The following is a 14,073-nucleotide window of genomic DNA, read 5'->3' on the forward strand; positions in this document are numbered from 1 at the left end:
TAGCCTAGTCCCGTTTCAGGGAAAATCAGTAGCCGGCGCTCATCAGCTCCGCATGGGAATCGAAGAAGCGTTCCAGGCCGTACTGCTTGCCGAACATGATGTCGTGCTGCAGGAAGCGGAAGTCGCGGACCAGCGGGTCGACGGTCTTCTTGCGCGCCCAGTCGGCGGTGGCGTTGCCCTTGGCGTCGATCAGCATGTAGCGGTCGATGACGCGCAGCTTGTCATGCACGGCGCCGAGGAAGCCGGTGTAGTAGGGATGCTCGTAGCCGGCTTCCTTGAGGATGTAGTAGGACAGGAAGGCCGGGCTGATCGTGCCGATCTCCTTCTCGACGCCGGTCTTGTTCGACCAGATGACGAGCGGGGTCTCGTGTTCCTTCTTCATCTGCTCGGGCGAGCCCTTGCGCGCGGCGGTGATGCCCTTCATGTAGCCCGAGTTCTGATAGACCGTGTTGAGCGGCGGCAGGTGGTCGCCGAAGACGACGATAATCGTCTCGCGGTCGCGTCCCTTGGCCCAGTCCATCAGCATCTTCAGGCTCTTGTCGGCTTCCTTCACGCCCTGGGCGTAGCTGGCCAGCATGCGGTTGTCGCGCGCATCGAGCTTGCCTTCGACGGCAATGTCCGTCTTCGTGTAGCGGCCGTCGTCATAGGGGCCATGGCCCTGCAGGGTGACGGTGAAGAAGAAGAACGGGTCTTCCTGCGCATCCGCCTGGCGGATGATCTCCTTGGTCAGCGCCTCGTCCGAGGTGAAGTTGCCGCGTTTTGCCAGCGGCGGCATCTTGTCGACATCCTTGAAGGTCTCGAAGCCGAAGGCCTTGTAGACGCTGCTGCGGTTCCAGAACCAGCCCGAGAAGGGATGGATGGCGCGCGCCGTGTAGCCTTCCGCGCGGAAGAACGTCGCGAGCGAAGGGATCGGCTTGCGGACATACTGCTGGTAGGGAATGCTGCCGGTCGGCAGGAAGGCGTTGGAGAAGCCGGTCAGCGCCTCGAATTCGACATTGGCGGTAAGGCCGCCGAATTCCGGCGAGAAGACGTTGCCGCCCTGGCTTTCGCGGATGGTCGGCATCGGATCGGCCGAGAGCTTCACGTTTGCGATGCGCGTCGGATCCCACAGGGATTCGCTCATGACGACGATGACGTCGGGCTTGGAGCGGTGCGTCGTGCCGGCCGGAAGGGGCTTGGACGGGATCTTGTCGATGGCATCGACCATGTAGCCGGAGGGGGCCTGGACATTGGCCATCGGCAGGTTGATGGCGAAGGCCATGACGAAGCCGTTGTGGCGATAGTTCTCCGCCTGGTCCCACATGATCGGGAAGACCTTGAGCCGGTCGCGGACCCAGGAGAATTCGTTGTAGTCCATGATGGAGACGAAGCCGGCAATCAGCGGCAGCGCGACGGCAAGGCGCGTCAGGCGTTCCTTGCGCGTCAGCGGCCGGAAGCGGCGCCAGGCGAAGATCCAGAGCGAAATGAGGCCGACGATGCCGCCGAGGACGGCGACCGCGAGCGCTGCGGCGGTCCACGGACGGTCCTGCACGAGGACGGGCATCAGCTCCATGATCTGACGGCCGAACAGCAGGTCCGCCGGATAGAGCGGGTCGGTCAGGAAGACCTGCTTCTGCTGCGAGATGACGCCCATCAGCACGACGAGCGGGGAGACGAGCAGCACGGCCTTGTGCTGGCGGCCGATCAGCGCATCGATGGCGAGATAGAGCAGGAAGAACATGCCCGTGGTGGTCCAGCCGGGCTGTTCGGTATTGGTGAGATAGAGCCAGGTCTGGGCAAGCGAGCCGCGCGTGATCCATTCCACGACGACGACGGTGGCAAGCGCGAGAAGGCCGGAGACGACGAGCGAACGCAGGACGGCGAGCGCCTTGGCATGGCGCGCGAGGAAGCCTGCCTTGAGGGCAAGTCCTTCGGTGGCATCCATCGCCAGGGCTGCGGGAGTAAACAGGGCCAAGGCCGTCTCCAAACTTCATGAAACTTTCGTGTATCTGTCATACGGATGTCATCTTGAACAGAAGATGAATGGTTTCTGCAACGTTCGGCCGGTGCTTTGGTTCCCTCTGTTGCATTGCGGCAATGGTGCGCGGAACCCGCTGGAAAACAGGCATTTTCGGCGAAAGCGCCCGCAATCGGTGCCGCCCTTCATTCCCAAAGCGCCCGTGATGTTCTAAAGAGCGGATGACCGTTCGGGAGCGCGGGCCGCCGCGGGATCGGACACAGCAGGAGACGGACCGCAGACATGACTTCCGAGACCGTAAAGACGACCTTGCGCATTGCCGTCGCGCAATTGAACCCGACCGTCGGCGATGTGACGGGCAACCTTGCCAAGGCCCGTGCCGCCCGCGAGGACGCCAAGCGCCAGGGTGCCGACCTCCTGCTCCTCACCGAACTTTTCATCTCCGGCTATCCGCCTGAGGACCTCGTGCTGAAGCCCGCCTTCCTCAAGGCCTGCCGCCGCGCGGTGGACGACCTTGCCGCCGACACCGCCGATGGCGGCCCCGGCGTCATCGTCGGCTTCCCCCGCCAGGACGAGACGGGCCGCTACAATGCCGTCGCCGTGCTCGACGGCGGCAAGGTGATCGCCGTGCGCGACAAGGTGGACCTGCCGAACTACGGCGAGTTCGACGAAAAGCGCGTCTTCGACCAGGGCGCGATGCCTGGACCGGTGAATTTCCGCGGCATCCGGCTCGGCATTCCGATCTGCGAGGATATCTGGGGTGAACTCGGCGTCTGCGAGACGCTGGCCGAGAGCGGTGCGGAAATCCTGCTGTCGCCGAACGGCTCGCCCTATTATCGCGGCAAGGTCGATATCCGCCATCAGGTCGTGCTCAAGCAGGTCATCGAAACCGGCCTGCCGCTGCTCTATGCCAACCAGCTCGGCGGGCAGGACGAACTCGTCTTCGACGGCGCGAGCTTCGCCTTCAACGCCGACAAGTCGCTCGCCTTCCAGATGAGCCAGTTCGAGGAGACGATCGCGCTCGTCACCTGGAAGAAACATGGCGAGAGCTGGGTCTGCGACGGCGGGCCGATGTCGCGCATTCCGGAAAAGGAGGAGGCGGACTATCGCGCCTGCCTGCTCGGCTTCCGCGACTACGTCAACAAGAACAGTTTCAAGAACGTGGTGCTCGGGCTGTCCGGCGGCATCGACTCGGCGATCTGCGCCGCCATCGCGGTCGATGCGCTGGGCGAGGAGCGGGTGCGCTGCATCATGCTGCCCTATCGCTACACCTCGAAGGATTCCCTGAAGGACGCCGCCGACTGCGCCAGGCTGCTGGGCTGCCGCTATGACATCGTGCCGATCGAGGCGCCGGTGACGGGCTTCCTCTCCTCGCTGTCCGAGCTCTTCGAGGGCACGGAAGAGGGCATCACGGAAGAGAACCTGCAGAGCCGCACGCGCGGCACGATCCTGATGGCCGTCTCGAACAAGTTCGGCTCGATGGTGGTGACGACGGGCAACAAGTCGGAAATGTCGGTCGGCTACGCCACGCTCTACGGCGACATGAACGGCGGCTTCAATCCGATCAAGGACCTCTACAAGATGCAGGTCTACGCGATCTCGCGCTGGCGCAACGACCACGTTCCGCCGGGCGCGCTCGGCCCGTCCGGCCTGGTGATCCCGCAGAACATCATCGACAAGGCGCCGTCGGCGGAACTGCGTCCCAACCAGACCGACCAGGATTCGCTGCCGCCCTATCCCGTGCTCGACGACATCCTCGAATGCCTCGTGGAACAGGAGATGAGCACGGAGGAGATCGTCGCGCGCGGCCACGATGCGGCGACCGTGCACCGGGTCGAGCACCTGCTCTATATCGCCGAATACAAGCGCCGCCAGTCGGCCCCCGGCGTCAAGATCACCAAGAAGAACTTCGGCCGCGATCGCCGCTACCCCATCACCAACCGCTATCGGGACCGGGGATAGCATCGCGTTAACCTCCGCAAGCAAAAGGCGCATCCGGCGATTGCGACGGATGCGCCTTTTGTTACTGTCGAAGACAGTTTGCCGGAGTGTGACCAGGATGGAAAAGCGGATTGCTCTGTTTGTTGATGCGGAGAACCTTCCGTCGGCGTTGGCGTCCGAGATCGTCAGGCAAGCAGGACAGTACGGACTACTCGCGCAACGCCGTATATATGGCGACTTCTCCGGCGGTGGTCTTTCGGATTGGCTCAACGAGGCTCCACGTCATGCCTTCTCCGTTTTTCAGACGATCCGCGGTGCTGCCGGCAAGAATGGGGCTGATATAGCCCTGGTTATCGACGTCATGGACCGGCTTCATGCAAACGACGTCGACGTGTTCTGTCTGGCGACCTGTGACAGTGACTTCGCGCAATTGGCAATGCGGATACGACAGGATGGAAAAACTGTTGTCGGCATTGGCCTCAAGCATGCGGCTGCCACTTTCCGGGCTGCGTGTGATGTCTTCAATTTCTTGAGGTCGCCGGTAGAATCCGCCACTCAGACAGGAAACCAGCCAGTAGCACCCATGGCGTCGAGAGTGCTGAGTTCGGATCTGTCGCAAAGGGCTTTTGTCGCCGCGCCGCAGCTTGATGGCGGTTGGGTCGCATTGACCGACGTTATGAAGGCCTTGAAATCCTGCGACCCGAACTTCACGCTCCAATCATACGGCCATAGCAAGCTCAGCAAATTGCTCGCCGTTTCCGGCGTCGAATTGACCGCCGACAATCGGAAGGCACGATTGAAGACCCGGCAGTTGAAGAAGGTGATCGATAACGGCTAAGCTTCGGGGCTCTCACCATCCCGGCGGGCTGTGGTGAAATGTTGTCGGGGAAACTGGCAAGAGCTGCTTCAGCCGACGTGAGAAACGAGGAGTAATGGATTTGTCTTCCGTGGAGCCGAGCCAACCGATCTTCACGGAAGAGGAAATCCGGTTGATCCGACTGTGGTCGCTCAGCGACGTTTCTGCCGGGCGGCAGGTTTTTGCGCAGGTCGCCTATTTCGCGACGCCGGCCGTCTTCGGCCTCTACGGCCTTGCGACCGGCAGCCAGACGGTGCTGGGTGTCGCCTTCATCGCCGTCCTGCTGCTGCTGGCATGGGGCTTCGTGTCGACCTGGCGTGCGCAGAAGGCTTCGCTCCTGATGCAGTCGATCTTCCGCAAGCTCTCCGCCGGGTTGCCGGCCGGCGACGGAAAGCCGTGACCATGCGCAGCTCCGTCGAAATCCACGATATCGTCACCGGTGAGACGCGGGTCGTCTGGCAGACGGAGCGGCTGGTCGAGGCGCCGAATTTTTCCAGGGACGGGCGCTTTCTCGTCATCAATGGCGACGGGTTGCTCTACCGTCTTCCCCTCGATGGCGGCGAGCCGACCCGGATCGATACGGGCTTTGCCACGCGCTGCAACAACGACCACGGCCTGTCGCCGGATGGCCGCCTGCTGGCGATCAGCGACAAGGTCGAATTCGGCAAGTCGGCGATCTACGTGCTGCCTGCCGAAGGCGGCACGCCGCGACTGGTGACGGAAAACCTGCCGTCCTACTGGCACGGCTGGTCGCCGGACGGTGCGACGCTCGCCTATTGCGGCATCCGCGACGATCTCTTCGATATCTATACCATCCCCGTCGCCGGCGGCGCCGAGCGGCGGCTGACCTTCGGCGAAGGGCGCAACGACGGGCCGGATTATTCGGCGGATGGCGCGTGGATCTACTTCAACTCCAGCCGCACCGGGCGCATGCAGATCTGGCGGGTGCGGCCGGATGGCAGCGAGCCGACGCGCATCACCGACAGTCCCTATGGCGACTGGTTTGCGCATCCTTCGCCCGATGGCCGCAACCTCCTGGTCCTGTCCTATGACGGCGATGTCTTCGACCATCCGCGCGACCTCACCGTGCGGCTGCGGCTGATGGACATGGACGGCGGCAATGCGCGTGTGCTTTTCGAGCTTTTCGGCGGGCAGGGCACGATGAACGTGCCGAACTGGTCGCCGGACGGCCGGCAGTTCGCCTTCGTGCGTTACGCGCCCGCCTGAGCGAAATGACCGCGATTAAGCTTTCGCTCACCAGCCTGTTTAAGCGAATTTTGCCGTCTGTCCTCTAGCCTTCGTTCAACAATGCCCGGAAACGCGGGCAGGGGACGGCAGGCAGGGAAAAATGACGGGCAAGGCGGAACAGGGCCGCGCAAAGCGGCGACGCGGAGTGGGCATGGCGATCCGGGCGGCGGCCCTGATGATCGTCCTGCTGTTCGGCACCGCCAACTATCTGGTGCTCGACCACGCCATCGACCGGGCCGACAGTTTTGTCGCCGAGACGGAGCGCACGCTGGTGCGCAACGAATTCAGCCACCAGATCGACCAGGTCGTTCAATACCAGAGCCAGATCTCCTTCTGGGACAAGAGTTTTCAGGAGCTTGCCTTCGGCATGCCCGGCGACAGCTTCGTGCGCGACCAGTTGCGGGACTGGATGTGGGCGGACTTCGGCTTTTCCTGGATGATCTTCACCACGCCCGAGGGCGACAAGGTGCTCGGCGTGCATCGCGGTGAAAAGGTTTCCGACCGCAAGGCGCGCGAGAAGCTGCACTGGGTGAGCGACCTCACCAAGAAGGCCGAGCGGGCCTATTACGAGGCGCTGTCGCCCGACCGCGGCGGCTGGCAGGTGGCGGGCGCCAAGGAGGACCCGGACCTGCTGACGCCGGCGCTTCCCGAAATCCACGTTTCCGGCATGCGGCTCATCGACCGCGTCATGAGCATCGTCGTCGTGCAGGCCGTCGTGCCGAAGACGCTCTACATTCCCGCCAGCCGGCGCGAGCCGACGCTGCTCATCACCGTCAAGCCGGTCTCGCAGAAGATGCTGGCCAATTCCGAGCGGCGCCTCGGCGTGCACGGGCTCGGTTTCACGCCCATCGTCACCCAGGAGCCGGGGTTGCTGATGACGCCGGTCGGCGGCGATACCTACAATCCCATGGTCGCCTCCTGGCGGCCGAACATGCCGGGTTCCTTCGTCTGGCAGTCCGCGCTGATCCAGATCACCCTGTTCGTTCTGGTCTTTGCCGGCGTCATGCTTTTCGTCACGCTGCGCTTCTCGACGCTCGTGCGGGCGCTCCAGCGCAGCGAGGCGCAGAACGCCTTCCTCGCGCGGCACGATCCGCTGACAGGGCTGAAGAACCGCAGCGGCTTCGACGAGGATGTCCTGCGCGCCATCGGCCGGGGCGAGAACAAGCCGTTCACGATCCTCGCGCTCGACCTCGACCGGTTCAAGGCCGTCAACGACCGGCACGGCCACGCGGCCGGCGACGCCGTCCTGCAGGCCGTCGCCCGGCGGTTCTCCGAGCGCATCGGCGCGCGCGGCTGTGTGGCGCGTCTTGGCGGTGACGAGTTCTGCGTGCTGCTGACAGGTGCCTATGAACGCGAAAGCCTCCTGGAACTCGCCAACAGTCTCGTGCTCGATACGCAGGTACCCGTCGCCTATGACGGGCAGTTGCTGCTCATCGGCGGCAGCGCCGGCATCGCGCAATTCCCGGCCCATGGCAAATCGGTGCACGATGTCATGGTGATCGCCGACGCCGCGCTCTACGCCGCCAAGAACGGTGGGCGCAACCGCGCCGTCCATGCCGACGACATCGAGATCGACGGCGCGGAGGCCGCCCGCGCCGCCTGACATGGGGTGGGCTTGATCGCAGCGCCGAGCCGTGCGCATATCCTCCTTGTCAGGTGCCCGCTCTGCGGGAGAATCGGGAATCCGGTGCGGGTCCATGCCCAGGTCCGGAACGTGCCCAACGCTGTGACGGGGATGGCTCGCCCTAAAAGCTTGAATCGATTCAGGCTTTTGCCACTGGTTGTTCAACCGGGAAGGCAGGCGCTTGCCAGAGGAACCGAAGTCAGAAGACCGGCCTGACGAGATAGACCGAACCGCGCGGACGGCGGCAGGTTGTACGCATTGTTGGGGAGATGACGATGCGAACCGAACCGTTGGACCCTCTGGTCCGGGCGGGCGCCTTTCCGCAGGAGGAAAGGCAGGCCGTCTACCGCGCCATCGAAACGCGCCGCGATGTGCGCGACCAGTTTCTGCCCGATCCCTTGCCGGACGCGCTCGTCGCCCGCCTGCTGCAGGCGGCGCACAATGCGCCTTCCGTGGGCTTCATGCAGCCATGGAATTTCCTGCTGGTGCGCAGCGAAGAGACCCGGCGGGCGGCGCATGCCGCCTTCCTCAAGGCCAATGCCGAGGCGGCGGCGCTGTTTGCCGGCGAGCGGCAGGCGCAATACCGGGCGCTGAAGCTCGAGGGGATCCTGAAGGCGCCGCTGTCGATCTGCGTCACCTGCGATCCGACGCGTGGCGGCGCCGTCGTGCTGGGGCGCACCCACAATCCGCGCATGGATGTCTATTCCACGGTCTGTGCGGTGCAGAACCTCTGGCTTGCCGCGCGTGCGGAAGGGGTGGGCGTCGGCTGGGTCAGCATTTTCCACGACAGCGATATGCGCGCCATCCTCGGTATTCCCGCCCATGTCGAGATCGTCGCCTGGCTCTGCGTCGGCTTCGTCGACCAGCTCTATGCCGAACCGGAACTGGCGGTGAAGGGATGGCGGCAGCGCCTGCCGCTGGAGGAACTGGTTTACGAGGAGCGCTGGCCGGAGGGTGGCGCCGGCGTCAGTTGACGCCGGCATCGGCCGGGCGGCCGAGATCGATGGCGGTGGAGTTTTCCGGCAGGAAGAGCGGACCGACCGTGCGAACCTTGCTCTTCGTGGGGTCGTAGACGCGGTCTTCGATCCTTGCGGCCGGCTTGCTTTCCACCGCTTCCTTCTTCTTCGGCAGGGTCTCGATCGTGGTGATGGAACCGCTTTCCTCGTTCTCGCCGGTGCTGGCGGTCCGCGTGTCCTTGCCCTTGGCGGCCTTATCGCGCTTGATCATCTCCTGATAATAGGCAGCGAGGTTGCAGCCGCAGGCGCCTTCCTTTTTGGAAAGATCGCGCGTGCGATAGGCGAAGGCGTTCTTCAACTCGAAATAGGGCCGGCCGGAGACGGTGGACGTCATCTGCTCGGTCTCCTGACCATTGGTCATCGACTGGTAGAACAGCTCCGTCTGGGTTTCGGGGCACATCATCGCGCAGACCTTCTGGTCGCGGCGGAAATCGAGCGGCGTCGCGCCGGAGGAAATCGGGAAGAAGCCGCCGTCGCAGGTGCGCACGCAGACCGTGCGCAGGTTGCCATGGCCGGAATTGCCGCCGAGCGAGCGCAGTTGCAGCCTCTCGCTGCCGTCGGGCGCGGTGCCGAGCGGCAGGGTGCGTGTCTCGTCCAGCGTGCGCAGCGTTTCCGTCGCGGCGACGGGCATGACCTTTGCCTCCGCATCGCAGCCGTTGGTTTCCAACGCGGCGAGCAGGCGGTTTCGCCGGCCTTGCGAGGACGCGCCGCCGGCAAATTCCCGGCGCTTGCCGTCGAGAATGGTGAGATTGCGCTCCATCTTGCCGATGACGGCGGCAAGCGTTTCGCAGGCCGCGGCATTGACGCCGCCGACGACGATGATGCTGCCACCCGAGCAGCCGAGACGGCGCTGGTCGCTCTTGGCCTTGCGGAGCTGGATGTTCTGGCGCGCGATGGCGCCGGCATATTTGCGGGCGTTGGCGGTATCGACCACGATCTTCGGCTGGTTCGCGAGCTCCGCCTGGATGCGCTCGCAGATGCCCGCTAGCGCCGTGCCGCCGGCAAGAAGCATCGGCAGTCCGGCTGCAATGGCAAGGAGAAGACGGCCGCGTCTCTTCAAATCCCTCGATCCCTGATGGCGTTGAAACCGCCGGCAAAACCGGCCGGATATCGCCCTATCATAGGCCGCATGGGGGCGAGTGCAACGTGCTCCCGCATTTGTGATTAACGCGCTCGCCTTGCAACGGCCATGGTTCGCGCCTAGTGTCGGCCATCGTCAATGCCTGCAGGATGGTGCTTCATGGATTTCAACCCGACCGCAAACCGGCTTCGTTTTGTCATCGGGGAATTCCGTATCCATGCCGCATTCCATCACGCTTTCCAAAATCACGTGGTCCACGCCTGACGGGCACACGCTTCTTTCCAATCTCGACGTGACCTTCGGCCGCGAGCGCGCCGGCCTTGTCGGCCGCAACGGCGTCGGCAAGACGACGCTGCTGAAGCTCGTCACGGGCGATCTTGCCCCGCAAGCCGGCACCGTCACGGTGGACGGCACGCTCGGCCTCTTGCGCCAGAGCGTGCAGGTCGGCGCGCGCGAAACCATTTCCAGCCTGTTCGGTATCGCCGAGGCCCTTGCGATCCTTGCCCGCGCCGGGCGCGGTGAGGCGACCGCGGAGGACCTGGCCGAGGCCGACTGGACGCTGGAGACGCGTCTTGCCGCCGCGCTCGCCCGCGTCGGGCTGGAGGCGGAGGCCGAAACGCCGCTTGCCGCGCTCTCCGGCGGCCAGCGTACACGTGCGGCGCTGGCGGCGCTTGTCTTCCGCGCGCCGGATTTCCTGCTGCTCGACGAGCCCACCAACAATCTCGACCGGGACGGGCGGCGAGCGGTGATCGACATGCTCGCCGGTTGGCGCGCCGGCGCCATCGTCGTCAGCCACGACCGCGAGCTGCTGGAGACGATGGACGCAATCGTCGAACTGACGACGCTGGGCGCAACCCGCTATGGCGGCAACTGGAGCGCCTATCGCGCCCGCAAGGCGCTGGAACTTTCCGCCGCCCACCGCGACCTCGCGGATGCGGAAAAGCACGCCGACACGGTGGCGCGCACCATGCAGACGATTGCCGAGCGAAAGGCGCGGAAGGACAGCGCCGGCCGCCGCAAGAAGGCGCGCGGCGACATTCCGCGCATCATGCTGGGCGCGATGAAGGAGCGCAGCGAACTGACGGGCGGGGCGAATGCCCGGCTGGCCGAGAGCCGGCAGGCGCAGGCGGCCGAGGATATCGCGGCGGCGCGCGAAAGGATCGAGGTCCTGCAGCCGCTCAGCGTTAGCGTGCCGCCGACGCATCTTCCCGCGAGCAAGATGGTGCTTCGCATGGAGGGCGTGACGGCCGGCTACCGCCCGGAACGGCCGGTTATCCGCGACCTTTCCTTCGCTATTACCGGTCCGGAGCGGGTGGCGGTGACGGGGCCGAACGGTTCGGGCAAGACGACCCTTCTGGCGCTCGTCACCGGGCAGATGCAGCCATGGGCAGGCAGCGTACGGCTGGCGACGGATGTCGCCGTGCTCGACCAGAAGGTCAGCCTGCTCGATCCCGCGCTGTCGATCCGCGACAATTTCCGGCGGATCAACCCGGAAGCGGACGAAAACGCCTGCCGCGCGGCGCTGGCGCGCTTCATGTTCCGGGCGGATGCGGCCTTGCAGATCGCCGGCAGTCTCAGCGGCGGGCAATTGCTGCGTGCCGGTCTGGCCGCGGTGCTGGGCGGCACACGGCCGCCGGCGCTGCTCATCCTCGACGAGCCGACCAACCATCTCGATATCGATGCCATCGAGGCGGTGGAGGTCGGTCTTCGGGCCTATGACGGCGCATTGCTGGTGGTGAGCCACGACGAGCCGTTCCTGGAGGCGATCGGCATCACGCGCCGGCTGGCGCTTCCGGCGCAATGAAAAACGGCCGCCCGAGGGGCGGCCGTTCCGGATTCGGGTCACGCCCGGATCAGGCGGGGTAGGAGGCTTCCACCACGGCAAGCGCGGCCATGTTGACGACGCCGCGCGAGGTGGCGGACGGCGACAGGATATGGGCGGGCAGGGCGGCGCCGAGCAGGATCGGACCGACATGCAGGCTGTCCGTCATGGTCTTGACCACGCCGAGCGTGATGTTTGCGGCGTCAAGGTTCGGGAAGACCAGCAGGTTGGCTTCGCCCGAAAGCGTCGAATCCGGCATCACGCGCTGGCGCAGCGCTTCGGAAATAGCGGCGTCGCCGTGCATTTCGCCGTCCGCTTCCAGCGTCGGATCGATCTCGCGCACCATGTCCATGGCGCGGCGCATCTTGGAGGCGCCTTCGGAATCGCGCGAACCGAAGTTCGAATGCGAGACGAGCGCGGCGCGGGGCGTGATGCCGAAGCGGCGGATTTCCGCGGCGGCCATGACCGTCATTTCCGCCACTTCCTCGGCCGTCGGGTCGATGGTGACATAGGTGTCGGTAAAGAAGGTCGCGCCGCGCTGCGAGATCAGCAGGCTGAGGCCGGAGAAATCGAGCACGCCGGGCTTCTTGCCGATGATCTGGCTGACGTCGCGCAGGTGACGGGCATAGCGGCCTTCCACGCCGCAGATCAGCGCATCGGCTTCACCGCGCCGGACAGCGAGCGCGCCGATGACCGTCTGGTTCGTGCGCACGATCGTGCGGGCCGCCTCGGGGTTCACGCCCTTGCGGCCGACGATGCGCAGGTAGTCATCGACATAATCGCGGTAGCGCGGGTCGTCGTCGGGGTTCACCACCTCGAAATCGACATGCGGGCGCACGCGCAGGCCGTAGCGCTTCAGGCGGGTCTCGATGATCTGCGGACGGCCGATCAGGATGGGTTTGGCGATATCTTCTTCCAGCAGCACCTGGGCGGCGCGCAGCACGCGCTCGTCCTCGCCTTCGGCGAAGATCACGCGCTTCTTCTCGGCCTTCTTCGCGGCGGCGAAGATCGGCTTCATGATGAAGCCGGAGCGCCAGACGAAGCGGTTGAGCTGGTCGAGATAGGCGTCGAAATCGGTGATCGGGCGGAGGGCAACGCCCGTTTCGGCCGCGGCGCGCGCGACGGCCGGCGCGATGCGCAGGATGAGGCGCTGGTCGAAGGGCGAGGGGATGAGGTAGTTCGGGCCGAAGCTCGGCGTGTCGCCGGAATAGGCGCGGGCCGCGACGTCGGATACTTCCTCACGGGCGAGCGAGGCGATGGCGCGCACGGCGGCCATCTTCATTTCCTCGTTGATCGTGCGCGCGCCGCAATCGAGCGCGCCGCGGAAGATGTAGGGGAAGCACAGGACGTTGTTGACCTGGTTCGGGAAGTCCGAGCGTCCGGTGCAGATCATCGCGTCCGGGCGGGCGGCGCGCGCCTCCTCGGGCATGATTTCCGGCGTCGGGTTGGCGAGCGCCATGATGAGCGGCTTTTCCGCCATGCGGGCGAGCAGTTCCGGCTTCAGGACGCCGGCGGCCGAAAGGCCGAGGAAGACGTCGGCGCCGTCGATGCTCTCGGAAAGCTGGCGCTTGTCCGTCTCCTGGGCGTAGACGGCCTTCCACTGGTCCATCAGCACTTCGCGGCCCTTGTAGACGAGGCCTTCGATGTCGTGCACCCAGATGTTCTCGACCTTCGCGCCCAAGGCGACGAGCTGGTTGAGGCAGGCGAGCGCGGCCGCGCCGGCGCCCGAGGCGACGATCTTGGCATCCGAAAGCGCCTTGCCGGCCAGTTCCAGGCCGTTCAGGATCGCCGCCGCGACGATGATCGCCGTGCCGTGCTGGTCGTCGTGGAAGACCGGGATGTCCATCTTCTCGCGCAACTGGCGCTCGACCTCAAAGCATTCCGGCGCCTTGATGTCCTCGAGGTTGATGCCGCCGAAGGTCGGCTCCAGCGCGGAAACGACATTGACCATCTCGCCCACGGTCGGCGCGTCGATCTCGATATCGAAGACGTCGATGCCGGCGAATTTCTTGAACAGGACGGCCTTGCCTTCCATGACCGGCTTGGAGGCGAGCGGACCGATATTGCCGAGGCCGAGAACGGCCGTGCCATTGGAGACGACGGCGACGAGGTTGGCGCGGGCCGTATAGTCGGCGGCGGTGTCCGGATTGTCCCGGATGGCGAGACAGGGCGCGGCCACGCCCGGCGAATAGGCGAGCGCCAGGTCGCGCTGGTTGCCGAGCGGCTTGGTGGCGGTGATCTCGAGCTTGCCGGGGCGGGGGTGGCGGTGGAAGAAGAGGGCCTGCTGGTCGATATCGCCGCTTACGGGGCCGTTCTGCGTCCTCGATTTATCACCCGTGCTCATGATGCTCCCTGCCATATGCTGTTTTCGTTGCGGCTATTCGTGGCACGAAACCGCCGCGACGCGAAGTTTTCGGAACCTTCCATAAAGCCGCAATCGTCCGCGCGCGCAATGCCTATTTGCGGACGGAAAATGCATAGGTGTGTCATCAATTTGAAACAGGAGTCTGGTTTTCAACGGAACCAAA

At 65.0% G+C, this 14,073-nt stretch carries 10 protein-coding genes and 1 riboswitch; of the genes, 7 read left to right on the forward strand and 3 right to left on the reverse strand.

The window, feature by feature from the left end; genetic code table 11:
• Positions 1 to 25: 25 nt before the first annotated feature.
• Positions 26 to 1,924 carry an LTA synthase family protein gene (locus V8U06_RS03245; RefSeq protein ID WP_427139583.1) on the reverse strand — a complete coding sequence of 633 codons (1,899 nt, stop codon included), beginning with the start codon at positions 1,922 to 1,924 and terminating at the stop codon, positions 26 to 28.
• A 315-nt stretch (positions 1,925 to 2,239) separates the two neighbouring features.
• On the opposite strand from V8U06_RS03245, the gene V8U06_RS03250 reads away from it, so the two are divergent.
• From V8U06_RS03250 to bluB, 6 genes are all read left to right on the forward strand, one after another.
• Positions 2,240 to 3,919: an NAD+ synthase gene (locus V8U06_RS03250; RefSeq protein ID WP_427139469.1), complete on the forward strand. Its 1,680-nt coding sequence runs from the start codon at positions 2,240 to 2,242 to the stop codon at positions 3,917 to 3,919.
• Positions 3,920 to 4,016: 97 nt separating this feature from the next.
• Positions 4,017 to 4,736: an NYN domain-containing protein gene (locus V8U06_RS03255; protein WP_427139470.1), complete on the forward strand. Its 720-nt coding sequence runs from the start codon at positions 4,017 to 4,019 to the stop codon at positions 4,734 to 4,736.
• Between the two features lie 94 nt (positions 4,737 to 4,830).
• On the forward strand, positions 4,831 to 5,154 hold the full coding sequence (locus V8U06_RS03260; RefSeq protein WP_427139471.1) for a hypothetical protein: 324 nt from the start codon (positions 4,831 to 4,833) through the stop codon (positions 5,152 to 5,154).
• A gap of 2 nt (positions 5,155 to 5,156) precedes the next feature.
• Complete coding sequence (locus V8U06_RS03265) at positions 5,157 to 5,981, forward strand: TolB family protein (protein ID WP_427139472.1); 825 nt, start codon at positions 5,157 to 5,159, stop codon at positions 5,979 to 5,981.
• Positions 5,982 to 6,153: 172 nt separating this feature from the next.
• A complete protein-coding gene (locus V8U06_RS03270; protein ID WP_427139473.1) occupies positions 6,154 to 7,605 on the forward strand; it encodes a GGDEF domain-containing protein in 1,452 nt (483 codons plus the stop codon).
• Between the two features lie 34 nt (positions 7,606 to 7,639).
• Positions 7,640 to 7,856, forward strand: a riboswitch (cobalamin riboswitch).
• Between the two features lie 45 nt (positions 7,857 to 7,901).
• Positions 7,902 to 8,600 carry a 5,6-dimethylbenzimidazole synthase gene (gene bluB, locus V8U06_RS03275; RefSeq protein ID WP_427139474.1) on the forward strand — a complete coding sequence of 233 codons (699 nt, stop codon included), beginning with the start codon at positions 7,902 to 7,904 and terminating at the stop codon, positions 8,598 to 8,600.
• Here bluB and V8U06_RS03280 read toward each other — a convergent pair.
• Positions 8,593 to 9,702, reverse strand: coding sequence for a DUF2865 domain-containing protein (locus V8U06_RS03280; RefSeq protein ID WP_427139475.1), 1,110 nt, complete (start codon positions 9,700 to 9,702; stop codon positions 8,593 to 8,595). The genes bluB and V8U06_RS03280 overlap by 8 nt on opposite strands.
• A gap of 238 nt (positions 9,703 to 9,940) precedes the next feature.
• Between V8U06_RS03280 and V8U06_RS03285 the strand changes: the two genes are divergently transcribed.
• Positions 9,941 to 11,527: an ABC-F family ATP-binding cassette domain-containing protein gene (locus V8U06_RS03285; protein WP_427139476.1), complete on the forward strand. Its 1,587-nt coding sequence runs from the start codon at positions 9,941 to 9,943 to the stop codon at positions 11,525 to 11,527.
• A 49-nt stretch (positions 11,528 to 11,576) separates the two neighbouring features.
• Here V8U06_RS03285 and V8U06_RS03290 read toward each other — a convergent pair whose 3' ends face one another.
• Positions 11,577 to 13,889: an NADP-dependent malic enzyme gene (locus V8U06_RS03290; RefSeq protein ID WP_427139477.1), complete on the reverse strand. Its 2,313-nt coding sequence runs from the start codon at positions 13,887 to 13,889 to the stop codon at positions 11,577 to 11,579.
• Between the last annotated feature and the right edge of the window lie 184 nt (positions 13,890 to 14,073).

It is taken from the genome of Shinella sp. G-2 (genome assembly GCF_050172695.1).
GTDB lineage: Bacteria > Pseudomonadota > Alphaproteobacteria > Rhizobiales > Rhizobiaceae > Shinella.

Bases quoted from the DNA above. Each gene is read 5' to 3' on its own strand.
- V8U06_RS03245 (WP_427139583.1), bottom strand. From the start codon at position 1,924: ATGGATGCCACCGAAGGACTTGCCCTCAAGGCAGGCTTCCTCGCGCGC.
- V8U06_RS03250 (WP_427139469.1), top strand. From the start codon at position 2,240: ATGACTTCCGAGACCGTAAAGACGACCTTGCGCATTGCCGTCGCGCAA.
- V8U06_RS03255 (WP_427139470.1), top strand. From the start codon at position 4,017: ATGGAAAAGCGGATTGCTCTGTTTGTTGATGCGGAGAACCTTCCGTCG.
- V8U06_RS03260 (WP_427139471.1), top strand. From the start codon at position 4,831: ATGGATTTGTCTTCCGTGGAGCCGAGCCAACCGATCTTCACGGAAGAG.
- V8U06_RS03265 (WP_427139472.1), top strand. From the start codon at position 5,157: ATGCGCAGCTCCGTCGAAATCCACGATATCGTCACCGGTGAGACGCGG.
- V8U06_RS03270 (WP_427139473.1), top strand. From the start codon at position 6,154: ATGGCGATCCGGGCGGCGGCCCTGATGATCGTCCTGCTGTTCGGCACC.
- bluB (WP_427139474.1), top strand. From the start codon at position 7,902: ATGCGAACCGAACCGTTGGACCCTCTGGTCCGGGCGGGCGCCTTTCCG.
- V8U06_RS03285 (WP_427139476.1), top strand. From the start codon at position 9,941: ATGCCGCATTCCATCACGCTTTCCAAAATCACGTGGTCCACGCCTGAC.
- V8U06_RS03290 (WP_427139477.1), bottom strand. From the start codon at position 13,889: ATGAGCACGGGTGATAAATCGAGGACGCAGAACGGCCCCGTAAGCGGC.